The 22,698-nt window shown below is 68.5% G+C and carries 23 protein-coding genes; 12 read left to right on the forward strand and 11 right to left on the reverse strand.

All coding sequences use genetic code 11. From position 1 onward, the window contains the following. Nucleotides 1-220 precede the first annotated feature (220 nt). Nucleotides 221-1,603 (reverse strand): exodeoxyribonuclease VII large subunit, encoded by a 1,383-nt coding sequence (xseA, locus tag DIE02_RS08585; RefSeq protein ID WP_124486974.1) that lies wholly within the window; start codon nt 1,601-1,603, stop codon nt 221-223. A gap of 450 nt (nt 1,604-2,053) precedes the next feature. Between xseA and lpxK the strand changes: the two genes are divergently transcribed. From lpxK to adk, 4 genes are all read left to right on the forward strand, one after another. After that, nucleotides 2,054-3,082, forward strand: coding sequence for a tetraacyldisaccharide 4'-kinase (gene lpxK / locus DIE02_RS08590; RefSeq protein ID WP_124486973.1), 1,029 nt, complete (start codon nt 2,054-2,056; stop codon nt 3,080-3,082). Further along, entirely contained in the window at nt 3,063-3,266 is a 204-nt protein-coding gene (locus DIE02_RS08595) for a Trm112 family protein (RefSeq protein ID WP_006750935.1), read from the forward strand. Before lpxK ends, DIE02_RS08595 begins: the two co-directional genes overlap by 20 nt. Before the next feature lie 116 nt (nt 3,267-3,382). Then, nucleotides 3,383-4,174 (forward strand): 3-deoxy-manno-octulosonate cytidylyltransferase, encoded by a 792-nt coding sequence (gene kdsB, locus DIE02_RS08600; protein WP_044848576.1) that lies wholly within the window; start codon nt 3,383-3,385, stop codon nt 4,172-4,174. 208 nt (nt 4,175-4,382) lie between these two features. Continuing rightward, a complete protein-coding gene (adk, locus tag DIE02_RS08605) occupies nt 4,383-5,045 on the forward strand; it encodes an adenylate kinase (protein ID WP_044848575.1) in 663 nt (220 codons plus the stop codon). A 134-nt stretch (nt 5,046-5,179) separates the two neighbouring features. On the opposite strand, the gene DIE02_RS08610 is transcribed toward adk, so the two are convergent. Continuing rightward, on the reverse strand, nt 5,180-6,031 hold the full coding sequence (locus DIE02_RS08610) for a LysR substrate-binding domain-containing protein (RefSeq protein WP_124486972.1): 852 nt from the start codon (nt 6,029-6,031) through the stop codon (nt 5,180-5,182). Nucleotides 6,032-6,144: 113 nt separating this feature from the next. Here DIE02_RS08610 and DIE02_RS08615 point away from each other — a divergent pair, with 113 nt between their 5' ends. Both DIE02_RS08615 and DIE02_RS08620 read left to right on the forward strand, forming a co-directional pair. Continuing rightward, nucleotides 6,145-6,801: an FMN-dependent NADH-azoreductase gene (locus tag DIE02_RS08615; protein WP_124486971.1), complete on the forward strand. Its 657-nt coding sequence runs from the start codon at nt 6,145-6,147 to the stop codon at nt 6,799-6,801. Between the two features lie 247 nt (nt 6,802-7,048). Further along, nucleotides 7,049-7,807, forward strand: coding sequence for an SDR family NAD(P)-dependent oxidoreductase (locus tag DIE02_RS08620; protein WP_124486970.1), 759 nt, complete (start codon nt 7,049-7,051; stop codon nt 7,805-7,807). 79 nt (nt 7,808-7,886) lie between these two features. Here DIE02_RS08620 and DIE02_RS08625 read toward each other — a convergent pair whose 3' ends face one another. Together DIE02_RS08625 and murJ are read right to left on the reverse strand one after the other, a co-directional pair. Then, nucleotides 7,887-8,729: a SirB1 family protein gene (locus DIE02_RS08625; protein WP_124486969.1), complete on the reverse strand. Its 843-nt coding sequence runs from the start codon at nt 8,727-8,729 to the stop codon at nt 7,887-7,889. Between the two features lie 8 nt (nt 8,730-8,737). Continuing rightward, nucleotides 8,738-10,288 (reverse strand): murein biosynthesis integral membrane protein MurJ, encoded by a 1,551-nt coding sequence (murJ, locus tag DIE02_RS08630; protein WP_044848571.1) that lies wholly within the window; start codon nt 10,286-10,288, stop codon nt 8,738-8,740. 304 nt (nt 10,289-10,592) lie between these two features. Here murJ and rpsT point away from each other — a divergent pair, with 304 nt between their 5' ends. Next, entirely contained in the window at nt 10,593-10,865 is a 273-nt protein-coding gene (gene rpsT / locus DIE02_RS08635; protein ID WP_006482211.1) for a 30S ribosomal protein S20, read from the forward strand. A gap of 147 nt (nt 10,866-11,012) precedes the next feature. On the opposite strand, the gene DIE02_RS08640 is transcribed toward rpsT, so the two are convergent. Beyond that, nucleotides 11,013-11,333: a DUF3579 domain-containing protein gene (locus DIE02_RS08640; RefSeq protein WP_044848570.1), complete on the reverse strand. Its 321-nt coding sequence runs from the start codon at nt 11,331-11,333 to the stop codon at nt 11,013-11,015. Nucleotides 11,334-11,749: 416 nt separating this feature from the next. On the opposite strand from DIE02_RS08640, the gene argF reads away from it, so the two are divergent. Beyond that, nucleotides 11,750-12,679, forward strand: a complete 930-nt coding sequence (gene argF / locus DIE02_RS08650; RefSeq protein WP_124486968.1) for an ornithine carbamoyltransferase — start codon at nt 11,750-11,752, stop codon at nt 12,677-12,679. A gap of 139 nt (nt 12,680-12,818) precedes the next feature. Here the strand turns inward: argF and murB are convergent, their stop codons facing one another. After that, complete coding sequence (murB, locus tag DIE02_RS08655; protein WP_124486967.1) at nt 12,819-13,868, reverse strand: UDP-N-acetylmuramate dehydrogenase; 1,050 nt, start codon at nt 13,866-13,868, stop codon at nt 12,819-12,821. A 136-nt stretch (nt 13,869-14,004) separates the two neighbouring features. Between murB and DIE02_RS08660 the strand changes: the two genes are divergently transcribed. Next, nucleotides 14,005-14,490 (forward strand): YajQ family cyclic di-GMP-binding protein, encoded by a 486-nt coding sequence (locus tag DIE02_RS08660; protein WP_014896235.1) that lies wholly within the window; start codon nt 14,005-14,007, stop codon nt 14,488-14,490. Between the two features lie 115 nt (nt 14,491-14,605). Here the strand turns inward: DIE02_RS08660 and plsY are convergent, their stop codons facing one another. Then, entirely contained in the window at nt 14,606-15,244 is a 639-nt protein-coding gene (gene plsY / locus DIE02_RS08665) for a glycerol-3-phosphate 1-O-acyltransferase PlsY (RefSeq protein ID WP_044848567.1), read from the reverse strand. Between the two features lie 182 nt (nt 15,245-15,426). Beyond that, nucleotides 15,427-15,918: a Cys-tRNA(Pro) deacylase gene (gene ybaK, locus DIE02_RS08670; protein ID WP_044848566.1), complete on the reverse strand. Its 492-nt coding sequence runs from the start codon at nt 15,916-15,918 to the stop codon at nt 15,427-15,429. Between the two features lie 345 nt (nt 15,919-16,263). Between ybaK and DIE02_RS08675 the strand changes: the two genes are divergently transcribed. Continuing rightward, entirely contained in the window at nt 16,264-17,826 is a 1,563-nt protein-coding gene (locus tag DIE02_RS08675; RefSeq protein ID WP_124486965.1) for a class I adenylate-forming enzyme family protein, read from the forward strand. 46 nt (nt 17,827-17,872) lie between these two features. Here the strand turns inward: DIE02_RS08675 and xerD are convergent, their stop codons facing one another. From xerD to queG, 3 genes are all read right to left on the reverse strand, one after another. Then, complete coding sequence (xerD, locus tag DIE02_RS08680; protein ID WP_185500332.1) at nt 17,873-18,841, reverse strand: site-specific tyrosine recombinase XerD; 969 nt, start codon at nt 18,839-18,841, stop codon at nt 17,873-17,875. Continuing rightward, nucleotides 18,841-19,308: a methylated-DNA--[protein]-cysteine S-methyltransferase gene (locus DIE02_RS08685; protein ID WP_124486964.1), complete on the reverse strand. Its 468-nt coding sequence runs from the start codon at nt 19,306-19,308 to the stop codon at nt 18,841-18,843. The genes xerD and DIE02_RS08685 overlap by 1 nt, the downstream gene beginning before the upstream one ends. 63 nt (nt 19,309-19,371) lie before the next feature. After that, the gene (gene queG / locus DIE02_RS08690; protein ID WP_124486963.1) at nt 19,372-20,607 is read right to left on the reverse strand and encodes a tRNA epoxyqueuosine(34) reductase QueG; all 1,236 of its coding nucleotides are present in this window, start codon (nt 20,605-20,607) and stop codon (nt 19,372-19,374) included. 17 nt (nt 20,608-20,624) lie between these two features. On the opposite strand from queG, the gene tsaE reads away from it, so the two are divergent. Together tsaE and DIE02_RS08700 are read left to right on the forward strand one after the other, a co-directional pair. After that, nucleotides 20,625-21,176 (forward strand): tRNA (adenosine(37)-N6)-threonylcarbamoyltransferase complex ATPase subunit type 1 TsaE, encoded by a 552-nt coding sequence (gene tsaE, locus DIE02_RS08695; RefSeq protein ID WP_044848561.1) that lies wholly within the window; start codon nt 20,625-20,627, stop codon nt 21,174-21,176. Continuing rightward, nucleotides 21,158-22,693, forward strand: a complete 1,536-nt coding sequence (locus DIE02_RS08700) for an N-acetylmuramoyl-L-alanine amidase (protein WP_044848560.1) — start codon at nt 21,158-21,160, stop codon at nt 22,691-22,693. The genes tsaE and DIE02_RS08700 overlap by 19 nt, the downstream gene beginning before the upstream one ends. The last annotated feature ends 5 nt before the right edge of the window (nt 22,694-22,698 follow it).

Raw genomic sequence — 22,698 nt, forward strand, 5'->3', positions numbered from 1 at the left:
TGTAGGGAGGCTGTGTTGAATGCTGCCGAGCGTCCGATTGTAGGCGAGTCCGAATATCCCCGCAAACTCACGGGCATTTATCCGCGGTATGCAGAAAATCGGCGTTCCCGCTTCATCCGGCAGGACCAGAAGACGGATGCGCAGCATCCGTTCCCGCGCCGGGCGCCGGACCATCCGGAGCGCAGGACGCGCGACCTTCGTTCCGCTTACGCCGCCGCCGTCAGATCGTATCGGTCAGCCGCGGCTGCACGTCGGCGAGCGATACGTCGGCCGAGCCTTCGGCGAGATGCACGGTCAGGCGGCGCTGCGGTTTCAGCGCATTCGGCGCGCGCACCGCGCGGCCGGTCTGCGTGTCGATCAGCGCCGCGTAGCCGCGCTCGAGCGTGCGCTGCGGGCTCAGCACCTCGAGCCGCGCCGCGCAGGCCGTCACGCGCGCGGTATCGCGCTCGTGACGGCGCTGCAGCGCCACCGCGAGACGTTGCGACAGCCCGGCGAGTGCCTGACGCGCCTGCGCCGGGTCGGGCCGCGCGCGCTGCCAGCGCAATTGCGCGAGCGCGAAACGCGCACGCGCGTCGCGCACCGGCCGCGACGCGGCCGAGGCGAGCCGCACCGCCAGTTGCTCGACGTGGGTGCGCTGCCGCTGCAGCCGCTCGGCCGGGCTGACGAGCCGGCGCGCGAGCCAGTCGAGCTGCTGCGCGCGCTGCTCGAGCCCGCGTTCCAGGCAGCGCGCAAGCGCGCGCTGCCGGTCGGCCACCTCGCGCAACAGCAACGCGCGCTGCGGACTCGCGAGCTCGGCCGCGCCGGTCGGCGTCGGCGCGCGCAGGTCGGCCGCGAAGTCCGCGATCGTGAAATCGGTTTCGTGGCCGACGCCGCTGACGACCGGCAGTTCGCTCGCCGCGATCGCACGCGCGAGCGCTTCGTCGTTGAACGACCACAGATCCTCGATCGACCCGCCGCCGCGACAGACCAGCAGCACGTCGACCTCGCGCCGCGCGTTCGCCGCCTGCACGGCCGCGACGAGCTTCTCGGCCGAGCCCGCGCCCTGCACGGGCGCCGGATAGACGATCACCGGGATGTGCGGCGCGCGGCGCGCGAGCGTGGTCAGCACGTCGCGCAGCGCGGCGGCCTGCAGCGACGTGACGATGCCGATCGCGCGCGGGTGCGCCGGCAGCGGCCGCTTGCGCTCGGGCGCGAACAGGCCTTCGGCCTCGAGCTGCGCCTTCAGCCGCAGGAACGCCTCGTACAGGCGCCCCTGGCCGGTACGCCGCACGGCCTCGACGTTGAGCTGCACTTCGCCGCGCGGCTCGTACATCGTGACGACCGCTCGCACCTCGATCCGGTCGCCTTCGCGCGGCGTGAATTCCGCGTACTGCGCGCGACCGCGGAACATCACGCAGCGCATCTGCGCCTGCTGGTCCTTGATCGAGAAATACCAGTGGCCGCTCGCGGCGCGCGTGAAATTCGACACTTCGCCCGAAATCCACAGTAGCGGAAACGAGCGCTCGAGCATCGTCGAAATCGCGCGATTGAGCGCCGAAACGGGAATCACTTCGTCGCCGCCGCGGGTCGCGCCGGGAGCGGAAAAAGGAGAGTCGGAAAGCATGGGCGGTCGGATGAATGCTGGCGGCGACACGATAGTCCGACACGCGCGCGGCGTCCAGCGCCGGCCGCCCGCGCTGCACCATTTGAAAGGTGTCCACACTCTGGCAATCGTCCATCAAAAACGCTTCAAAACCGCGGAAAAACCCAGACGATTCCCCACAACGCATTGATTTTTATAGTTTTTTAAACCTTGCAGTTTGATTTGCCGCCGATTCGATGTCCGCCCGGCGGGCGTTTCGCGCGGACAGGCCGGGAGTTTTTCACAGAGTTATCCACAGCCCGTTCCGTTCCGGCCCCATCGGGTGCGTCGCACGGCCGCGCTTGCCGCGCCCGCGTGCGGCGCGCTAGAGTGCCGCCTTCCGAACCCCTTGCGGCATGCGCCGCCCCACGGAGAATCCGTCTTGACGAATCCGTCCCACGCCGCGGCGCAAGACGCGCCGCGCCCGGCCCGATGAGCGCGCCCGGCGGCCCGCTCGCGCGGCTCGAAGCGCGCCTCACGCGCGAATGGCAGCGACGCGGCGCCCTCGCATGGGCGCTCACGCCGTTCGCGTGCGTGTTCGGCCTGTGCGCGGCGCTGCGCCGCACGGCCTACGCGCAGGGCTGGAAACAACCGGTCGACGTCGGCGTGCCCGTCGTCGTGGTCGGCAACGTGACCGTCGGCGGCACCGGCAAGACGCCGACCGTGATCGCGCTCGTCGACGCGCTGCGCGCTGCCGGCTTCACGCCGGGCGTCGTGTCGCGCGGCTACGGCGCGAACGTGAAGGCGCCCACCGCGGTCACGCCCGCGTCGCGCGCGAGCGCGGCCGGCGACGAACCGCTGCTGATCGCGCGCCGCACCGGCGCGCCCGTATGGGTGTGCCCGGACCGCGTCGCGGCCGCGCAGGCGCTGCGCGCCGCGCACCCGGACGTCGACGTGATCGTCAGCGACGACGGCCTCCAGCACTACCGCCTCGCGCGCACGGTCGAGCTCGTCGTGTTCGACCACCGGCTAGGCGGCAACGGCTTCCTGCTGCCGGCCGGGCCGCTGCGCGAGCCGCTGTCGCGCCACCGCGACGCAACGCTCGTCAACGATCCATACAGCGGCGCGCTGCCGCCGTGGCCCGACACCTATGCGCTCGCGCTCACGCCGGGCGCCGCGTGGCACCTCGACCAGCCGGCGCTGCGCCGCCCGCTGTCGCAGTTCGCGCACGAGCGCGTGCTCGCCGCGGCCGGCATCGGCGCGCCGGAACGCTTCTTCGCGACGCTGCGTGCGGCCGGCCTCGCGCCGGCGACGCGCGCGCTGCCCGACCATTACGCGTTCGCCGACAATCCGTTCGTCGACGACGCGGTCGATGCGATCCTGATCACCGAGAAGGATGCAGTAAAATTGGGCGCTTCCTGGCGCGACGCTCGGCTGTGGGTCGTCCCCGTCGAAGCCGCGCTCGATCCTCGCCTCATTGCCCTCGTTGTGGAGAAACTCCGTGGACGCTCGCCTGCTTGAAATCCTTGTGTGCCCTATCTGCAAAGGCCCGCTCCACTATGACCGCGCCGCGCAGGAGCTGATCTGCAACGCGGACAAGCTCGCCTACCCGATCCGCGACGGCATCCCCGTGATGCTCGTCGACGAAGCGCGCCAGACCGTCGAAGGCACGCCGGTCGACCCCGCCGGCCCGGCCGGCAGCTAAACGCCGCACCGCTGCACCGGCGCCCGGCCGCGCTTCTTCGCGGCCGCGTGCCGGCCCTGCCGGGCGGCCCGCCTTCGACGCGCCGCCCGCCCCGCTCTTCTCACCGCTCAGCCCCGATGACTCATCCGCAGCCCTTCATCGCCGTCATTCCTGCCCGGCTCGCGTCGACGCGCCTGCCGAACAAGCCGCTCGCCGATCTCGGCGGCAAGCCGATGGTCGTGCGCGTCGCCGAGCGCGCGCGCGAAGCGGGCGCGCAGCAGGTGCTCGTCGCGTCCGACGCGCAGAGCGTGCTCGACGCGGCCCGCGAGCACGGTTTCGAAGCGGTGCTGACGCGTGCCGACCATCCGTCCGGCACCGACCGGCTCGCGGAAGTCGCCGCGACGTTCGGGTGGAGCGACGACACCGTCGTCGTCAACGTGCAGGGCGACGAGCCGCTGATCGACCCGGCGCTCGTCCGCGACGTAGCGTCGCACCTCGCCGCGCACCCGGACTGCGCGATCGCGACCGCCGCGCACCCGATCCACGACGCGGCCGACGTGTTCAATCCGAACATCGTGAAGGTCGCGCTCGACGCGCGCAACGTCGCGATGTACTTCTCGCGCGCGCCGATTCCGTGGAGCCGCGATGCGTACCAGCCGCACTGGCCCGACGTCGCGGCCATGCCCGCACCGGCCTTTCCGGTCTATCGCCACATCGGACTCTACGCCTATCGCGCGCGTTTCCTGCGCACCTATCCGTCGCTCGCGCAGGCGCCGATCGAGCAGGCCGAGCAGCTCGAACAGCTGCGCGCGATGTGGCACGGCGAGCGCATCGCGGTGCTGATCACCGAGCATGCACCCGAAGCCGGCATCGATACGCCGGCCGATCTCGCACGCGTGCAGGCCCTTTTTCGGCCGGGTTCAAAATAACCCGTGGCATAATCAGGCGATTGTGCGAGCCGTCCGCGACCCGCGCGTCCTAGCTTGACCCTGCCACGGCCCGTCCCGGCAGCCGCGCGTCGCCTTTCGCCGACGCGCCGCATCAGACCGGTCCGCCGCGCGCAAGGCAAGCCCCGCGCACGCTGTCGCCGACGCTTTTGCGTCTCGCCACACGAATCTACATACCGGAGATATCACCATGCGTTTGATCCTGTTGGGTGCGCCCGGCGCGGGCAAGGGTACCCAGGCAAACTTCATCAAGGAAAAGTTCGGCATCCCGCAAATCTCGACGGGCGACATGCTGCGCGCGGCCGTCAAGGCCGGCTCGCCGCTCGGCGTCGAGGCGAAGGGCTACATGGACGCCGGCAAGCTCGTGCCGGACGCGCTGATCATCGGCCTCGTGAAGGAGCGCCTGAAGGAAGCCGACTGCGCGAACGGCTACCTGTTCGACGGCTTCCCGCGCACGATCGCGCAGGCTGACGCGATGAAGGAAGCCGGCGTCGCGATCGACTACGTGCTCGAAATCGACGTCCCGTTCTCGGAGATCGTCGAGCGCATGAGCGGCCGCCGCACGCACCCGGCATCGGGCCGCACGTACCACGTGAAGTTCAACCCGCCGAAGGTCGAGGGCAAGGACGACGTGACGGGCGAACCGCTGATCCAGCGCGACGACGACAAGGAAGAAACCGTCCTGAAGCGTCTCGAAGTGTACGAAGCGCAGACCAAGCCGCTGATCACGTACTACGGCGACTGGGCGCAGCGCGGCGAGGAAAACGGCCTGAAGGCCCCGCAGTATCGCAAGATCTCGGGCCTCGGCAGCGTGGACGAAATCCGCGAGCGTGCGTTCGACGCACTGAAGTAAGCACCGCGTCGTGCACCGCAAGCCGCCCTTTCGGGGCGGCTTTTTTTTGGTTCATCGTGGAATTGCGTGAACCGGCGACGATGCATGTGCCTCTGGCCGCGCAAATCCCAACGCTGTCGCCGCGATGAACGTGGTCACGCGTTGTGCGCGAATGCCAGCACGATTGCGTTGCCCAGTTCATCGACAACCCTGGCCGACGCGCCCGGCGCCGCGAACATCGTGAACTCGACATCGGGCAGGGCCGGCAGGCCGGCATCCGGCGGAATCGCACGCAAGCCGTGCGCAAGTTGTGTGTGCACGATCGGCGTCACCGCAAGGCCCGCGTGCGCGGCGGCGCACAGGCCGGCGCCGCTCGGGCACACGAGCACGATCCGGTAATCCACGCCCGCTCGGGCCAGTGCTGCCAGCGAGGCCTCGCGATACGGGCAGGGTTCCGGCAGCAGCGCAATCGGCACCGGTGCGCCGGGCGTGAGCGACGCCCAATCCGCACCGGCCCACACGAGCGGCTCGCGCCAGAGCACGCGTCCGGCGGGCCCGCCGTGGCAGCGCCCGCCCATCACCACATCCAGTTCACCGTGATCCAGCGCCTGGAGCAGATCGCCCGGGATACCCACTCTGATGCTGAATGCGATGCGCGGGTACCGCCCGGCAAACGCCTTCATCACATGCATCAGCCTGACGTTGGCGAGGTCTTCCGACAGACCCACGCGGATCGTGCCCGCGCTCGGTTCGCGCAGCAGTTGCGCCCGCGCGTCCTGATTGAGCGCGAGGATGGCGCGCGCGTAACCCAGCAGCAGCTCGCCGTCCACCGTGAGCGCGACCGAGCGCGTGGTGCGCACGAGCAGGTCACGGCCGACCTGTTTTTCCAGGCGGCGCAGATGCGCGCTGACCGCGGACTGCGTCAGATTCAGACGGGCCGCGGCATGCGTGAACCCGCCTTCCTGGACGACGGCCACGAAGGAGCGCAGCAAAACGGTATCGAACATGAGATGTCCCGCAATACAGTGCGAATTCTACTGAGTAGCGTGATGATACTTCGTTTATATTTCGAATCGAACTATGTTCTGATGAGGGCCGTCAACCCGTCAGGAGTCGTTCCATGTCGACCTTGCTTCATATCGAATCGTCCCCGCGCAAGTCGCGGTCCGCATCACTCGACGTTGCGCACGCGTATCTGGAAGCCTGGCGCGACGCGCATCCGGTGCATCGGGTCGACGTGCTCGATCTGTGGGCGACGCAATTGCCGGAACTCGACGGCGATGCGCTCGGTGCCAAATACGCGGACTTGAGCGGCACGCCGCTCAGCGAAGGCCAGCAGCAAGCGTGGGCGGATTTCCGCCAGCTGGCGCAGCGGATGCACGACGCGGATACGCTGCTGTTCTCCGTGCCGCTGTGGAATTTTTCCATCCCGTACAAACTCAAGCATTTCATCGACGCCGTGTCCCACCGCGGCCTCCTCTTCTCATTCGACGAGCGTGGGTTGGCGGGATTGCTGAACGGCAAGAAAGCCGTCGTGATCTATGCGAGAGGCCTCGACTATTCAAGGCAATCGAGCACGCCCGCCGAGTCGTTCGACTATCAGCGGCCGTTTCTTGAGGCGTGGCTGCGCTTCATCGGTATCACCGACATCGAATCGATCGTCGTCGAGAAAACGCTGTTTGGACCCGAAATCGATCACGCGGGCAGGGAGGCTGCGCGCGAACAGGCAGTGACGCTGGTACACGCGGCTTCAGCATCAGCTTCGGTTGACGGCTGAACTGGCCAACGGCTGGAGACCGCCGAGCGCCGACGGTCTTCCACGTGTTCGCCGGCAATCTTCGATGAACCTTTTTTTCGCCTGCGCCATCCGTTTCGTCCGACCTCGCACGACCTCGCACGACCGCGCCGGTCTCGCCGGCATCCGGCGGCGCCCCGTACAATCGATCGAATACGTGCGCCGCACGAACCGGCGCGGCGGCCGTGCCTCCGATCGACCGGCATCGGACCCAACCAAGGAGACAGTGATGGAGATTCGCGACAACGTCTTTCTGATCACGGGCGGCGCATCGGGCCTCGGCGCCGGAACGGCCCGCATGCTCGCTCAGGCCGGCGGCAAGGTCGTGCTCGCCGACCTCAACGAAGCAGCCGGCGCGGCGCTCGCGGGCGAACTCGGCGGCGTATTCGTGCGCTGCGACGTATCGAGCGAGGTCGATGCGCAGGCGGCCGTCGACGCCGCGACGCGCGCGGGCACGCTGCGCGGCCTCGTGAATTGCGCGGGCATCGCGCCCGCCGCGAAAACCGTCGGCAAGGACGGCGCGCATCCGCTCGACGTGTTCGCGAAGACGATCAACGTCAACTTGGTCGGCACCTTCAACATGATCCGGCTCGCGGCCGCCGCGATGGCCGCGACCGCGCCGAACGCCGGCGGCGAACGCGGCGTGATCGTCAGCACCGCGTCGGTCGCCGCCTACGACGGGCAGATCGGCCAGGCCGCGTATGCGGCGTCGAAGGCCGGTGTCGCTGGCATGACGCTGCCGATCGCGCGCGACCTGTCGCGCCACGGCATCCGCGTGATGACGATCGCGCCCGGGCTGTTCGAGACGCCGATGCTGCTCGGCATGCCGAAGGACGTGCAGGACGCGCTCGGCGCGATGGTGCCGTTCCCGCCGCGGCTCGGCAAACCGGACGAATACGCGATGCTGGTGCGCCAGATCGTCGAGAATCCGATGCTCAACGGCGAAGTGATCCGCCTCGACGGTGCGATCCGGATGCAGCCGAAGTAAGTGCAAGCAAGCAGCTGCAAAAAAAACGCCCGCGATGCGGGCGTGTCGACGTTCGGGGCGCCGGTGAGACTGCGACGGCTCAGTCCTCGCCGTCGCGCTGCATCCGCTGCCGCAACTCGGTCACCTGCGACTCGACGACGGTCGCGTCCTCCGCATCGGGCCGCTCGCCGAGATACTGCTCGAGATCCTCGAGCGCGGGGCGCAGGTAGTCGAGCCGCGCATACGCGAAGCCGCGGTCGCGCACTTCGTCGAGCTGTTCCGGCAGCAGGATCACGAGCCGCTGCTGCACCGCGAGCAGCCGCTGCCAGCGTTCAGTCTGCAGATAGATCGTCTTCAGGTTGCGCAGCATCCGCGCGATGATCTCGCGGCTGGTGGCCGGCTGCAGCAGCGCGCGCAACGCGCTGTCGACCGCGCCCGCCGCACGCGCGACGTAGGGCTCGAGCATCTCGACCATCTCGGCCTCGGACAGCGAATGGCCGTTGGTCGGATCGATGATCAGGTCGCCGTCCGGCAGCGTCACGCGCAGCAGGAAGTGGCCGGGGAACGACACGCCGCGCGCCGGCACGCCGATCTGCTCGGCGAGCTCCAGGTACAACACCGACAGCGAGATCGGAATCCCGCGCCGCCGCTTCAGCACCGCGTTCAGGTGGCTGTTATCGGGGTCGTAGTAATCGTTGTGATTGCATGCGAAGCCGAGTTCGCGGAAGAAGAACGCGTTGAGCGCGGCGACGCGGTCCTTCAGGTCCGCATCGTCGCCGAGCCGGCGGCTCAGCCGCGCGGCCAGGATGTCGATTTCGGCCAGCGTACCCTGCAGGTCGAGGTCGGGATACGCGTCCTGCGCAAGCGACAGCGCGGTTTCCGTGACGGGCAGACTGTCGTCGTCCGCCACGAGCGTGCTGAAGTAGTCGAGGACGCGGGTCATTGCGGTCGTCACTTGGCGCGCCTTCTGAAGTAAGCGTATTTGAAGCCCATCACCCACAACATACCGAAATATAGTGCAGCGAACAGCACGAGGCACGCGGCCATCAGTGCAATGCGATCGAGCGGCTGCGCACGCATGCCGGCCCAGTCGAAGTTGATCGCGCACCAGTGCATCAGGCCGGCGAGCACGAGCGCCGCGCCGATCAGCTGCACGAAGAAGCGCAGCCAGCCGGGCGACGGCTGGTAGATGCCGCGCTTGCGCAGCCCGAGGAACAGCAGCAGCGAGTTCAGGCAGGCACCGACGCCGATGCTCAGCGTGAGGCCCGCATGGCCGATCAGCGGCACGAACACGTAGTTCGAGATCTGCGTGACGATCAGCACGCCGATCGCGATCTTCACCGGCGTCTTGATGTCCTGCTTCGCGTAGAAGCCCGGCGCGAGGATCTTGATCAGGATGATGCCGACGAGACCGATCCCGTAGGTCGCGAGCGCGCGCGCGACCATCGTGACCGTATGCGCGTCGAACTTGCCGTAGTTGAACAGCGTCGCGGTGAGCGGCGTCGCGAAGAAGAACAGCGCGAGCGCGCTCGGCGCCGCGAGCAGGAACGTGACGCGCAGCCCCCAGTCGAGCAGCGCCGAATATTCATGCGAATCGGCGTCGACGTGCGCCTTCGACAGGCTCGGCAACAGGATCGTGCCGAGCGCGACGCCGAGCAGCGCGGTCGGGAACTCCATCAGGCGGTCGGCGTAGTTGATCCACGAGACCGCGCCCTGCCCGAGCCGCGACGCGATGTTGGTGTTGATGATCAGCGACAGCTGCGCGACCGACACCGCGAACGTCGCGGGCACCATCTTGGCGAGCACCCGCTTCACGCCGGGATGACGCAGCGCGCGCACCGGGTTGAGGCCGATCAGCGGCACCATGTCGATCTTCTTCAGCCCCGGCAGCTGCACGATGAACTGCAGCACGCCGCCCACGATGACGGCCCACGCGAGCGCGTAGACCGGCACCTTCAGGTGCGGCGCGACGAACACGGCCGCGGCGATGAACGCGACGTTGAGCAGCACCGGCGCGAACGCCGGCAGCGAGAAGCTCTTGTAGGTATTGAGCACGCCTGACGCGAGCGTCGTCAGCGAGATGAACACGATGTACGGGAACATGATCCGCGTCATCGTGACCGCGAGCGGGAACGCCTGCCCGTCGGTATGCAGGCCGGACGCGACCGCGAACACGACCCACGACGCGCCGGCGATCCCGACGACCGACAACACGGCGAGCGCCCACGCGAGCACGGTCGACATCGCGTCGACGAGCGCCTTGGTCGCATCGTGCCCCTGCTGGTTCTTGAACTCGGCCAGGATCGGCACGAACGCCTGCGAGAACGCGCCTTCGGCAGACAGGCGGCGCAGCAGGTTCGGAATGCGGAAAGCGACGTAGAACGCGTCGGTGTATTGACTGGCGCCGAACGCACGGGCGATCAGCGTCTCGCGGGCCAGTCCGGTCACGCGCGACAGCAGCGTGAAGCCGCTGACCGTCAGCAGGGCTCGGAATAGATTCATGGGGCGCTTATTATACGGACGTTGCGTGGCCCGGCACGGACGGATGGCGAAAAGGGCGCGCGTCGCCGGCGCCCCCGTCCGGCCGACGTCACGTTGACCTTGCCACGCGCTTGATTTTGTTGCTATAATCGCCGGTTTCTGAGCCTGTTACATGCACGGCGCCTGTCGTTTTCATGTCTCGGCCTCGGTTAAAATCACCGTTTTTTATGCGCCCCTGGGCAATCGCTCTCAGGGGACGGATCGAAAAGCAGCGCTTGGCCGTCAGGCTCCAAGCTCTGGAAACAGGACAGGATAAGGAACCGTCATGGCTAACTCCGCACAAGCACGCAAGCGCGCCCGCCAAGCCGCGAAGGCAAATTCGCACAACTCGGCGCTGCGCTCGAAATTCCGTACCGCGATCAAGTCGGTTCGCAAGGCTGTTGAAGCCGGCGACCAGGCAAAGGCTGCCGAGCTGTTCAAGGCTGCCGTGAAGACGATCGACACGATCGCCGACAAAAAGATCGTTCACAAGAACAAGGCCGCTCGCAGCAAGAGCCGCCTCGCCGCAGCCGTCAAGGGTCTGCAGGCAGCAGCGTAAATCCGGTGTGCCCGCTTCGGCGGGCGCTCCTGTTTCCTGCGATCGCAAAAAAGCCCGCCTAGGCGGGCTTTTTTGCTGTGCGTCGCCCGCGCATCGCGCCGGGCGACCGCCAGGCAGGGGCGCGGCACGCGCCCTCGCCCGTCGAACTCACTTCTTCTCGTGGTAGTCCGGCAGCTCGCACGCCTCGGTGACGACGAGGTTGTTGTCCTTCGCGAAATTCAGCACGAAATCGAACGCCATCGGCTCGACGTCGCGCAGCCGGGAATCGAGGATCACGCATTTGAGGTCGCCGAGCATCGTCGGGCGCACGTACAGCGAATATTTCAGGCGCGCGTTCGGCCCGCTCGCACCGGGCCCGAAGCAGGCCATCACGCCGGCCAGACGCTCCGACCAGTCGCTCGGGCGAAATTTTTTCCCGTCTTTCGTAATGCCCTGGATGAAGAATTCGGTCGGAGGGGTTTCAGCCATGTGGTTACCCAAGTGACGGCCCGGCGATGTCCAGGCGACAGCGCCCGGATACGCGAACACAAAGCTCGAGCGGACAGCGGCACTCGCGCTCCGAAGTCCCGAAAAAAACAGGCTGTCGAGGCGTGCCGCCGACGCGCCGCACCGGATTTGTGCAGCGCATGGCTTGTGTCCGGCAGAGCGCGAAGAGGCTTGCCTGCCGGGCTGGAGAAAACTTTTGAATTATACCGCAGCGCGGCATCGCGCGTCGTCTCGCCGCCCCTCTTCCGGCGCCTTCCAGCGTGCGCCACGATCCCAACCCGGTTTTCGTCGCGGCTCGTCAAAGCACAGAAAATCCTTTATGCTGCTTTGAGTTATCCACACCCGACGGCGGCGCCGTCCGGCCGCGCGGCCGGTTCAGACCCGCCGTATTTCGTTTCATGACCGCCAAAACCATTCGTCACTACCTGCAGTTCAAGGATTTCTCGCTGGAAGACTACGAGTACGTGCTCGAACGCACGGGTATCCTGAAGCGCAAGTTCAAGAACTACGAGACCTATCACCCGCTGCACGACCGCACGCTCGCGATGATCTTCGAGAAGAGCTCGACGCGCACGCGCCTGTCGTTCGAAGCCGGCATCTTCCAGCTCGGCGGCCACGCGGTCTTCATGAGCACGCGCGACACGCAGCTCGGCCGCGGCGAGCCGGTCGAGGATTCCGCGCAGGTCATCTCGCGGATGGTCGACATCATCATGATCCGCACGTTCGAGCAGGACGTGATCACGCGCTTCGCGGAAAACTCCCGCGTGCCGGTGATCAACGGCCTGACCAACGAATACCACCCGTGCCAGGTGCTCGCCGACATCTTCACGTACTACGAGCACCGCGGCCCGATCGCCGGCAAGACGGTCGCGTGGGTCGGCGATGCGAACAACATGCTGTACACGTGGATCGAAGCCGCGCAGATCCTCGGCTTCAAGCTGCGCCTGTCGACGCCGCCGGGCTATGCGCTCGACATGAAGCTGGTGGCGCCGGACAGCGCGCCGTTCTACGAGGTGTTCGACGATCCGAACGAAGCGTGCAAGGGCGCCGATCTCGTGACGACCGACGTGTGGACGAGCATGGGCTTCGAAGCCGAGAACGAAGCGCGCAAGCAGGCGTTTGCCGACTGGTGCGTCGACGAGGAAATGATGGGGCACGCGAATCCCGACGCGCTCTTCATGCACTGCCTGCCCGCGCACCGCGGCGAGGAAGTGACGGCCGGCGTGATCGACGGCCCGCAGAGCGTCGTGTGGGACGAGGCGGAAAACCGCCTGCACGTGCAAAAGGCGCTGATGGAGTTCCTGCTGCTCGGCCGCCTCAAGCACTGACCGCCGCGCGCATTACGTGCGCATGCCGCGCGCATGCCGCCATCCGCGCGGCATGCGGAAAAAAGCGCCGATCGACGACGATCGGCGCTTTTTTGTTGGGTCGGACGAACGCGAATGAACCGCGCGGCGCAACACCGCGTTACAGGCACACGGGCTCGGGTTCGAGCTCGACGCCGAAGCGCTCGCGCACGTCGTCCTGGATCGCGCGCGCCAGCGCGAGCACGTCGGCGCCCGTCGCGCCGCCGCGATTGACCAGCACGAGCGCCTGCCGGTCGTGCACGGCCGCCGCGCCGAGCGCGCGCCCTTTCCAGCCGCAGCGGTCGATCAGCCAGCCGGCCGCGAGCTTCACCTGCCCGTCCGGCTGCGGATACGACACGACTTCGGGTGCGCGCGCGCGCAGCGCGTCGAACTGCGCGACGTCGATCACCGGATTCTTGAAGAAACTGCCCGCGTTGCCGAGCACGAGCGGATCGGGCAGCTTCGCGCGGCGAATCGCGACAACGGCGTCGAACACGTCGCGCGGGGTCGCGGCGTCCGGCGCGATGCCGCGTGCGTCGAGCTCGCGCGTGACGTCCGCGTAGCCGAGCCGCGGCGTCCAGCGCTTGGGCAGCCGGAACGTCACGGCGACGATCGCGAAGCGGCCGCGCCCTTCCCGCTTGAAGAAGCTGTCGCGATAGCCGAACCCGCAGCGCGCGGCGTCGAAGCGCTCGCTGCGCCCCGTCGCGAGCTCGACGGCGACCAGCGAGTCGAAATAGGTCTTCATCTCGAGGCCGTATGCGCCTATGTTCTGGATCGGCGCGGCGCCGACGGTGCCCGGAATCAGTGCAAGGTTCTCGAGGCCCGGCATCCCGTGCTCGAGCGTCCACGCGACGAACGCGTGCCAGGTCTCGCCGCCGCCGGCCTCGACGTACCATGCGTCGTCGTCCTCGCGCACGACGCGACGGCCGGCGATCTCGTCGAGCAGCACGACGCCGTCGAAATCGCGCGTGAACACGACGTTGCTGCCGCCGCCGAGCACGAGCTGCGGCAGCGATGCGACGCGCGGGTCGCGGTGCAGCGCCTCGAACTGCGCCGCATGCGTGACGCGCGCGGCAAAGCGCGCCTTCGCGGCAATGCCGAACGTGTTGTGCGCGGCGAGCGGATGGTCGGGGAGCAGCGACAGGGCGGAATCGTCAGGAGGCATCGGCATTCGCGGTCACGTCCGCCGGGCGGCCATGCGGCCGGCCTTGGGCAAACGGAGGGGCATCGGTAAAATGGCAAACAGTCCGCAATTATAGCGAGTGCCCGCGCGCGAGCCGGGCGCCCGCATCTCAAGGGAGAATGCCATGCCATCGTTCGACGTCGTTTCCGAAGCGAACATGATCGAAGTGAAGAACGCCATCGAGCAGTCGAACAAGGAAATCTCGACGCGCTTCGACTTCAAGGGCTCCGACGCGCGCGTCGAGCAGAAGGAGCGCGAGCTGACGCTATTCGCCGACGACGATTTCAAGCTCGGCCAGGTCAAGGACGTGCTGATCAACAAGCTCGCGAAGCGCAACGTCGACGTGCGCTTCCTCGACTACGGCAAGGTCGAGAAGATCGGCGGCGACAAGGTCAAGCAGGTCGTCACCGTGAAGAAGGGCGTGACGGGCGACCTCGCGAAGAAGATCGTCAGGCTCGTGAAAGACAGCAAGATCAAGGTGCAGGCGAGCATCCAGGGCGACGCGGTGCGCGTGGCCGGCACGAAGCGCGACGACCTGCAGAGCGTGATCGCGATGCTGCGCAAGGACGTGACCGACACCCCGCTCGACTTCAACAACTTCCGCGACTGATCGACGCGGTCGGCCGCGCCGTCAAGCGCGCCGTCGACCACGCCGTCGAACAGTCACGCCGCGCCGCCGGGCCCCGCATGCGGGGCGCCCCGGCGGGCGGCGGCAATCCCCTTCATCAGGCCTTCCCGCCGTCCTGCGCGCCGCCGTCGGATGCCGCCTTCTTCTTGTCGCCGATCCGGCTTTCCTGCCCCGCCAGCAGCTTCGAGATATTGCCGCGGTGACGCCACACGAGCAGCACGCTCATCGCGAGCACGGCCCACGCGACCGGGTTGTGGCCGGTGCCGAACAGGAACACGTCGAACACCGGTGCGAACACGGCCGCCACCAGCGCCGCGAGCGACGAGTAACGGAAGAAGAACGCGACGATCAGCCAGGTCAGCGCGGTCGCGAGGCCGAGCACCGGGTGCACGGCGAGCAGCACGCCGGCCGCTGTCGCGACGCCCTTGCCGCCCTGGAAGCGGAAGAACACCGGATAGAGGTGGCCGAGGAACACGGCGATCGCGACCCACGCGACGGCGACGTCGGACAACCCGAAGTGCCGCGCGAGCCAGACGGCGAACCAGCCCTTGAACGCGTCGCCGACGAGCGTCAGGATCGCGGCCTTCTTGTTGCCGCTGCGCAGCACGTTGGTCGCGCCGGGATTCTTCGACCCGTACGAACGGGGATCGGCCAGGCCCATCGCGGCGCTGACGACGACGGCAAACGACACCGAACCGATCAGGTAGGCAACAAGTGCGGCGAGCAGGATCTGCATGCGGAAAACTCTTCTTTCAACGTATCGGTAAAGGGACGGCCGGGCGCGGCGGGCCGGCCCGTCGGGGCAGGCGCCGCCGCGGCGAACCGCCGGCAGGCCGCGGCAGCCGGCCGTGCGGGCCGACCGGCCGAAACGGCGCCCATTCTACCGAACGAGCGCGGCCTGCCACGAAGGTGAAACCCTCAGTCGACGCTCGCGCACTGCACGGGCGTCGCGCCGAGCAGCGTCGTGAGTACCGCCGGCGCGAGGCTGACGAGGTAGCCGCGGCGGCCGCCGTTCAGGTAGATCGTCGGCAATTCGAGGATGGTCGACTCGACGTACACGGGCATCGTCTTGCGCGTGCCGAACGGCGACGTGCCGCCGACCAGATAGCCGGAATGGCGGTTCGCGACGTCGGGCTTGCACGGCTCGACGCGCTTCGCGCCGATCTGCCGCGCGAGGTTCTTGGTCGACACCGTGCGGTCGCCGTGCATCAGCACGATCAGCGGCTTCGCGTGCTCGTCCTCCATCACGAGCGTCTTCACGACGCTATGCTCGTCGACGCCGAGCTGGCGCGCCGACTCGCCGGTGCCGCCGTGCTCGACGTAATCGTACGGATGCTCGCCGAACGCGACGCCGTGGCGGCGCAGCAGCTGGGTCGCGGGTGTCTCGGACACGTGTCTGGATTTGCTCATGGCGGCATTTTAATGGCGAACGACCGGCGGGCGGGCGGCGTTGCGGCCATCGCATGCATCGCCCGCCATTGCGCACGAGCGCATCACGCCTTCGCCTTCGCCTTCGCCTTCGCCTTCGCCTTCGCCTTCGCGACAGCGTACCGGGCGCCGGCGGTATACTCGCGGCCCTTTTGTCCCGGGCGAGCGCAGCCGCAGCCGCGTCGAGCCGATTCGCACCGCACCGGCATCATTGCGGACATCGCGAACCGCTATTGCCCGATTGACCGATTGTGGCGCGCCCGCCGCCATGGCACGATCGTTCGCAAAACTCGCCGCGCCACTGCACGGCCTTCTTCTGGAGACGCCATGTCCTCGCCTGTCCGCTCATCCGCGCCGCTCGACGTCGCGGCACTGCTCGCCGCGCTGCCCGGCCGCATCGCCGACGTGCCCGCCCGCTGGGCCGCGCAAGCGCCCGCGCACCCGGCGCTGATCGAGGACGCGCGCCGCCTGTCGTACGGCGAGCTGTCGCGGGCCGTCGATGCGGCCGCCGAGCGGCTCGCGCGCCTCGGCGTGCGCGGCGGCGATCGCGTGATGATCGTCGCGGAAAACAGCGTCGCGCAGATCGTGCTGCTGTTCGCAGCCGCGCGCGTCGACGCTTGGGCGCTCGTGTCGAACGCGCGGCTGTCGGCCGGCGAGCTCGATGCGATCGCCGCGCACGCGCGGCCGAAGCTGATCGCGTTCTCGACGGAAGCATCGCCCGATGCGCGCACGCACGCGGCGCGCCACGGCGCGACGCCCGCCGACGCGCTGCCGGTCGACATCGGCACGTGGTCGTACCGCGTCGACGCGAGCGCGCCCGACGAGCCGGTGTCACCCGACGGCGCCGCGCAGTGCGCGGCGCTGATCTACACGACCGGCACGACGGGTACGCCGAAAGGCGTGATGCTGTCGCACCGCAACCTGCTGTTCATCGCGGCGACGTCGAGCGCGCTGCGCGGCGTGTCGCCCGACGACGTCGTCTATACGGTGCTGCCCGTGTCGCACGTGTACGGGCTCGCATCGGTCTGCCTCGGCAGCCTGTACGCGGGGGCGACGCTGCGGCTCGCGCCGCGCTTCGCGCCCGAGGCCGTGCGCGTCGCGCTCGCCGACGAAGGCGTGACGATCTTCCAGGGCGTGCCCGCGATGCACGCGAAACTGCTCGAGCACCTGCACACGCACGCGCACGCATGGCATGCGCCGCGGCTGCGCTTCGCGTATTCGGGCGGCTCGCCGCTCGACGCCGACCTGAAGGCGCGCGTCGAGCGCGTGTACGGCGTGCCGCTGCACAACGGCTACGGCATGACCGAGAGCAGCCCGACGATCACGCAGACGCCGCTCGACGCGCCGCGTACCGACTGCTCGGTCGGCGTGCCGATCCCGGGCGTCGAGATGCGGATCGTCGCACCGGACGGCACCGACGTGCCGCCGGGCGAAGTAGGCGAAATCCGCGTGCGCGGGCCGAACGTGATGCTCGGCTACTACCGCAACGCGGACGCGACGCGCGCGGCCGTGTCGCCGGACGGCTGGCTCAGCACCGGCGATCTCGCACGCCAGGCAGCGGACGGCTCGGTGACGATCGCGGGCCGCAGCAAGGAGCTGATCATCCGCTCGGGCTTCAACGTGTATCCGGTCGAGGTCGAACAGGTGCTGAACGCGCACCCGGACGTCGTGCAGGCGGCCGTCGTCGGCCGTGCGGTCGAGGGCAACGAGGAAGTGCTCGCGTTCGTCGAGCTGGTGCCGGGCGCGGCCGCGACCGAGGCCGCGCTGCAGGCGTGGTGCGCGCAACGGCTCGCGCCGTACAAGCGCCCCGCGCGCATCCGCGTGCTCGATGCGCTGCCCGCCGCATCGACGGGCAAGGTGCTGAAGCACAAGCTGCGCGAACTCGCGTGACGCGCGGCGCCGGCCGCATCCCGCGCGTGGGCCGGCGCGCGCCGCGCTAGCCGCGCGGGTGGTGTTGCGCGTGCAGCGTCTTCAGCCGCTCGCGCGCGACGTGCGTGTAGATCTGCGTGGTCGAGATGTCGCTGTGGCCGAGCAGCAGCTGCACGACGCGCAGGTCGGCGCCGTGGTTCAGCAGGTGCGTCGCGAACGCGTGGCGCAGCGTATGCGGCGACAGGTGCGCGCGCACGTCGGCCTGCTGCGCGTGGCGCTTGATGATGTTCCAGAACTGCTGGCGCGTCATCCCGTCGCCGCGCGCGGTCACGAACAGCGCGTCGGCCGCGCGCGCGCCGAGCAACGCGGGCCGCGCGTCGCGCAGATAGCGTTCGATCCAGCCGTGCGCGACTTCGCCGAACGGCACGAGCCGCTCCTTCGAACCCTTGCCCATCACACGCACGACACCCTCGTTGAGCCCGACCTCGACGGTCTTCAGCGTCACGAGCTCGCTCACGCGCAGCCCGCTCGCATACATCAGCTCGAGCATCGTGCGATCGCGCAGGCCGAGCGGCGTGCCGATGTCGGGCGCGCCGAGCAGCGCTTCGACCTGCGCCTCGGACAGCGTCGACGGAAACCGCGCGGCCTGCTTCGCCGACGTGATCCGCAGCGTCGGGTCCGCGCTCGCGTGACGCTCGCGCACGGCCCAGCCGTAATAGCGCCGGAACACCGACAGCCGCCGGTTCGACGACGTCGCCTTGCCGTCGCTGCGCGCGGCGATGTAGCCCGTCAACATCGCTTCGTCGGCCGAGTCGAGCGACGTGTCGTGCGTCGCGGCCAGCCATTGCGAAAACAGCGCCAGGTCGCGCCGGTACGCATCGAGCGTGTTTCGCGCGAGCCCATGTTCGAGCCACAGCGCATCGCAGAACACGTCGATCGACGCGCGGCTCGCGAGCAGCGCGGGCGATGCGGCGGCCGCGGCATCGCTGGCGTCGGATGCGGAATCGGAATCGGGGGAAAGCAACGGTTCGCTCATCAGTACGGCACGCCTTCATGCGCCAGCAGCCAGCGCTTCACTTTCTGGTAATAGCCATTGTCGTCGTGATTCGCGAAACCGCCGAGGCCGCCAGCCGCGACGACACGATGACACGGGATCACGAGCGGGAAATAGTTCGCGCCACACGCCTGGCCGACCGCGCGCGGCGCGCTGCCGATCCGCTTCGCGACCTGCCCGTAGGTCAGCACCGTGCCCGGCGGAATGTCGCTGATCACGTTCCACACGCGGTGCTGGAATGCACTGCCGACGTCGGCGAGCGGCAGGTCGAAGCGCGCCGACGCACGCTCGAAATAACGTTCGATCTGCTCGACCGCGCGCTTCGCGAGCGGCGAATCCGGATCGACCGACTTGACCGACTCGGGTAGATAGACGATCTCGCGCACCACCGCGGCATCGGTGCGGATGCCGACCTTGCCGAACGGCGCGTCGATGACTGCGTTGAACATGAATTTCTCCTGACCGGTGAAACACGCGGCGCCGCCGCGCGCCGACGACACTTTACGCCGCCTTCATGCGGCACGCAGCGCCCATTCGACATGCTCGCGCACGACCGGCGACGGATCGTCGGCCCGCGCGCGCAACGCGGCGACGATCGCGGTGCGCGCTTCGGGTGCGAGCCGATCGGCCGGCGCGCGCAACGCATTGCCGAGCCCGACCGCGAGATTGCGCAGCCAGCTTTCGTAACCGATGCGCCGGATCGCGCTGCCCTGCATCCGCGTGTCGAACGCGTCGGCGTCCCACGCGAACAGCTCGACGAGCGTCGCGCGGTCGAGCCCGTGCCGCACGTCGAAATCGGCGACGGGCGCGGCCTGCGCGAACTTGTTCCACGGACACACGAGCTGGCAGTCGTCGCAACCGTACACGCGGTTGCCGATCATCGGCCGCAGCGGCTCCGGAATGCTGCCTTTCAGTTCGATCGTCAGGTACGAGATGCAGCGGCGCGCGTCGACGCGATACGGTTCGACGATCGCGCCCGTCGGGCACGCGCCGATGCAGCGCGTGCAGCTGCCGCAGTGCGCGCCGGGCGTCTCGGGCGCGCGCTCGGGCGCCGTTTGCGCGTCGGTCGGCAGCGGCACGTCGACGTAGATTTCGCCGAGGAAGAACAGCGAACCCGCGTCGCGCTGCAGCAACAGCGTGTGCTTGCCGCGCCAGCCGACCCCGGCCTTCTGCGCGAGCTCGACCTCGAGCACCGGCGCCGAATCGGTGAACACGCGGTAGCCGAATGCGCCGATCTCGCGCTCGATGCGCTCCGCGAGCGTCTGCAGCCGGTTGCGCAGCACCTTATGGTAGTCGCGGCCGCGTGCGTAGATCGACACGACGGCCGCCTGCGGATCGTCGAGACGCGCGCGCTCGCGTGCGCGCCAGTCGTGCGGCGCGAGCGCGCCGGATGACGCATCGGGTGGGTCGGCGGCGAGCGTTTCGGCCGGCAGATAGGCGAGCCGCGCGGAAATCACGCGTCGCGTACCGGCCACAAGTTCGGCCGGCCGCGCGCGTTTCATCCCGTGTTTCGCCATATAATCCATTTCGCCGTGGTACCCGGCTTCCAGCCAGGCGGCGAGGCCTGCTTCGGCATCCGAGAGATCGGTATCGCTGATGCCTATCGCCCCGAAACCCAATTCGCGCCCCCACGCCCTGATGCGCGCGGCGAGCGCAGCCAACGTCGCATCATCGAGCGCGCACGGCGCCGCGCCTTCGGCACGAGTCGAAGGCCTGTCGGATGCGGCGAGTTCCGGTAATCGGTTCATCGCACTATTTTACGAGAATGCCAGCCACGTCCCATACGCCTCATGCCGACACGCTGCCCGCCCCGCTCGCGGAGCGCGTGATCGCACTCGCCGACGAAGCGGCGACCGAGGCCTTCGGCACCCGCTTCGCGCACGCGCTCGACGCGGCGCGTAGCGAACTCGCCCATGCACACGCGTTCAACGGGCTGCAGATCCAGCTGATCGGCGACCTCGGCGCGGGCAAGACGACCCTCGTGCGCGCGATCCTGCGCGGCCTCGGCCACCCGGGGCGCGTGCGCAGCCCGACCTACACGCTCGTCGAACCGTACGCGTTCGCGCGCGACGACGGGGAACTTGAGGTCTATCACTTCGATCTGTATCGATTCAACGATCCGGCCGAATGGTCCGATGCAGGCTTTCGCGAGTATTTCAATTCCAGCGCGATCTGCCTCGTCGAATGGCCGCAGCAGGCGGGCCCGCTGCTCGGCGTGCCCGATCTGGTTTTCTCGCTCGACGTGGATGGCGACGGCCGCGCCCTCACCGTCCGTGCGTACAGCGCTTCAGGAAAGGCATGTCTCGAAAGATGTTGATCAAACCGTTCCGCTCGATCGAATCGGCGGCCACCGCCACGCACAACTGGCGGCGCCGCCAGATCCTGTGCGCGGGCGCGTCGACGCTGGTGCTCGGCCTCGTCGCGCCGCGGCTCGCGCACGCGTCGTCGGTGCTCGGCGTGCGTGTATGGCCCGCGCGCGATTACACGCGCGTCACGATCGAATCCGACCAGCCGCTGCAGAATAGCCAACAGCTGCTGCAGGGTCCCGACCGGCTCGTCGTCGACCTGAACGGGCTCGACCTCGACCAGGCGCTGCGCGACCTCGTGTCGAAGATCGCGCCGAACGATCCGCAGATCCAGTCGGTGCGCGTCGGCCAGTATCAGCCGCACGTGGTGCGGATGGTGTTCGACCTGAAAGGCTCGGTGAAGCCGCAGGTGTTCACGCTGCCGCCGGTCGGCACCTACAAGTACCGGCTCGTGTTCGACCTGTATCCGGCCGTCGCGCCCGATCCGCTGACCGACCTGATCGCGCAGACGGAACGCAAGGAACAGGCGCTCAACGACACCGCGCGCGCGCAGCAGGTGCAGCCGCCGAGCGCGCTGAACGGGCCGGCGACGCCGCCCGTCGCGGGCAACGACAACAGCGACGCGTTCTTCCAGCGCTTCGCGCAGAACACGCCGGCCGCGCCGCGCACGCCGCCGGCCGCCGCGACGCCGTCTTCGCCTGCCACGCCCGCGAAGCCGGCCGTCAAGCCGCCGCCCGTCATCGCGCGCCGCGACGACAGCGAGGACGACGGCGACACCTACAAGTTCACCGCGCCGAAATCCGGCAAGGGCGGCACCGTGCGCCTGCTGACGGTCGCGATCGACCCGGGCCACGGCGGCGAGGATCCGGGCGCGATCGGCGGCGGCGGCACGTACGAGAAACACGTCGCGCTCGACATCGCGAAGAAGCTGCGCGCGAAGATCGACGGCGCGCCGAACATGCGCGCGATGATGACGCGCGACGCCGACTTCTTCGTGCCGCTGAACGTGCGCGTGCAGAAGGCGCGCCGCGTCGGCGCGGACCTGTTCGTGTCGATCCACGCCGATGCGTTCACGACGCCGTCCGCGCGCGGCTCGTCGGTGTTCGCGCTGTCCGACCACGGCGCGTCGAGCGCCGCGGCGCGCTGGCTCGCGAACAAGGAGAACTCGTCCGACCTGATCGGCGGCATCAACATCAAGACCCAGGACGCGGCAGTCAGCCGCGCGCTGTTCGACATGTCGACGACCGCGCAGATCCGCGATTCGCTGCGCTACGGCAACTACGTGCTGAAGGAAGTCGGCGGCATCAACAAGCTGCACAAGGGCTCGGTCGAGCAGGCCGGGTTCGCGGTGCTGAAGGCGCCCGACATTCCGTCGATCCTCGTCGAGACGGCGTTCATCAGCAATCCGGAAGAGGAAAGCCGGCTGAACGACGACAGCTACCGCGACCAGATGGCCGACGCGATCTTCCGCGGCATCAAGCGTTACTTCGCCGCGAATCCGCCGCTCGCGAAGAGCCGGATGGCCTGACCGGC

It is taken from the genome of Burkholderia sp. Bp8991, assembly GCF_003853795.1.
Classification (GTDB): domain Bacteria; phylum Pseudomonadota; class Gammaproteobacteria; order Burkholderiales; family Burkholderiaceae; genus Burkholderia.

What these genes read in the sequence shown, in the direction of transcription:
- DIE02_RS08700 (WP_044848560.1), top strand. Translation starts at nt 21,158, where the DNA reads ATGTCTCGAAAGATGTTGATCAAACCGTTCCGCTCGATCGAATCGGCG.
- plsY (WP_044848567.1), bottom strand. Translation starts at nt 15,244, where the DNA reads ATGCAGATCCTGCTCGCCGCACTTGTTGCCTACCTGATCGGTTCGGTG.
- DIE02_RS08640 (WP_044848570.1), bottom strand. Translation starts at nt 11,333, where the DNA reads ATGGCTGAAACCCCTCCGACCGAATTCTTCATCCAGGGCATTACGAAA.
- queG (WP_124486963.1), bottom strand. Translation starts at nt 20,607, where the DNA reads ATGAACCGATTACCGGAACTCGCCGCATCCGACAGGCCTTCGACTCGT.
- ybaK (WP_044848566.1), bottom strand. Translation starts at nt 15,918, where the DNA reads ATGAGCAAATCCAGACACGTGTCCGAGACACCCGCGACCCAGCTGCTG.
- argF (WP_124486968.1), top strand. Translation starts at nt 11,750, where the DNA reads ATGACCGCCAAAACCATTCGTCACTACCTGCAGTTCAAGGATTTCTCG.
- DIE02_RS08615 (WP_124486971.1), top strand. Translation starts at nt 6,145, where the DNA reads ATGTCGACCTTGCTTCATATCGAATCGTCCCCGCGCAAGTCGCGGTCC.
- rpsT (WP_006482211.1), top strand. Translation starts at nt 10,593, where the DNA reads ATGGCTAACTCCGCACAAGCACGCAAGCGCGCCCGCCAAGCCGCGAAG.
- DIE02_RS08610 (WP_124486972.1), bottom strand. Translation starts at nt 6,031, where the DNA reads ATGTTCGATACCGTTTTGCTGCGCTCCTTCGTGGCCGTCGTCCAGGAA.
- tsaE (WP_044848561.1), top strand. Translation starts at nt 20,625, where the DNA reads ATGCCAGCCACGTCCCATACGCCTCATGCCGACACGCTGCCCGCCCCG.
- DIE02_RS08625 (WP_124486969.1), bottom strand. Translation starts at nt 8,729, where the DNA reads ATGACCCGCGTCCTCGACTACTTCAGCACGCTCGTGGCGGACGACGAC.
- xseA (WP_124486974.1), bottom strand. Translation starts at nt 1,603, where the DNA reads ATGCTTTCCGACTCTCCTTTTTCCGCTCCCGGCGCGACCCGCGGCGGC.
- murJ (WP_044848571.1), bottom strand. Translation starts at nt 10,288, where the DNA reads ATGAATCTATTCCGAGCCCTGCTGACGGTCAGCGGCTTCACGCTGCTG.
- DIE02_RS08620 (WP_124486970.1), top strand. Translation starts at nt 7,049, where the DNA reads ATGGAGATTCGCGACAACGTCTTTCTGATCACGGGCGGCGCATCGGGC.
- DIE02_RS08685 (WP_124486964.1), bottom strand. Translation starts at nt 19,308, where the DNA reads ATGTTCAACGCAGTCATCGACGCGCCGTTCGGCAAGGTCGGCATCCGC.
- DIE02_RS08675 (WP_124486965.1), top strand. Translation starts at nt 16,264, where the DNA reads ATGTCCTCGCCTGTCCGCTCATCCGCGCCGCTCGACGTCGCGGCACTG.
- lpxK (WP_124486973.1), top strand. Translation starts at nt 2,054, where the DNA reads ATGAGCGCGCCCGGCGGCCCGCTCGCGCGGCTCGAAGCGCGCCTCACG.
- DIE02_RS08660 (WP_014896235.1), top strand. Translation starts at nt 14,005, where the DNA reads ATGCCATCGTTCGACGTCGTTTCCGAAGCGAACATGATCGAAGTGAAG.
- kdsB (WP_044848576.1), top strand. Translation starts at nt 3,383, where the DNA reads ATGACTCATCCGCAGCCCTTCATCGCCGTCATTCCTGCCCGGCTCGCG.
- adk (WP_044848575.1), top strand. Translation starts at nt 4,383, where the DNA reads ATGCGTTTGATCCTGTTGGGTGCGCCCGGCGCGGGCAAGGGTACCCAG.
- xerD (WP_185500332.1), bottom strand. Translation starts at nt 18,841, where the DNA reads ATGAGCGAACCGTTGCTTTCCCCCGATTCCGATTCCGCATCCGACGCC.
- murB (WP_124486967.1), bottom strand. Translation starts at nt 13,868, where the DNA reads ATGCCGATGCCTCCTGACGATTCCGCCCTGTCGCTGCTCCCCGACCAT.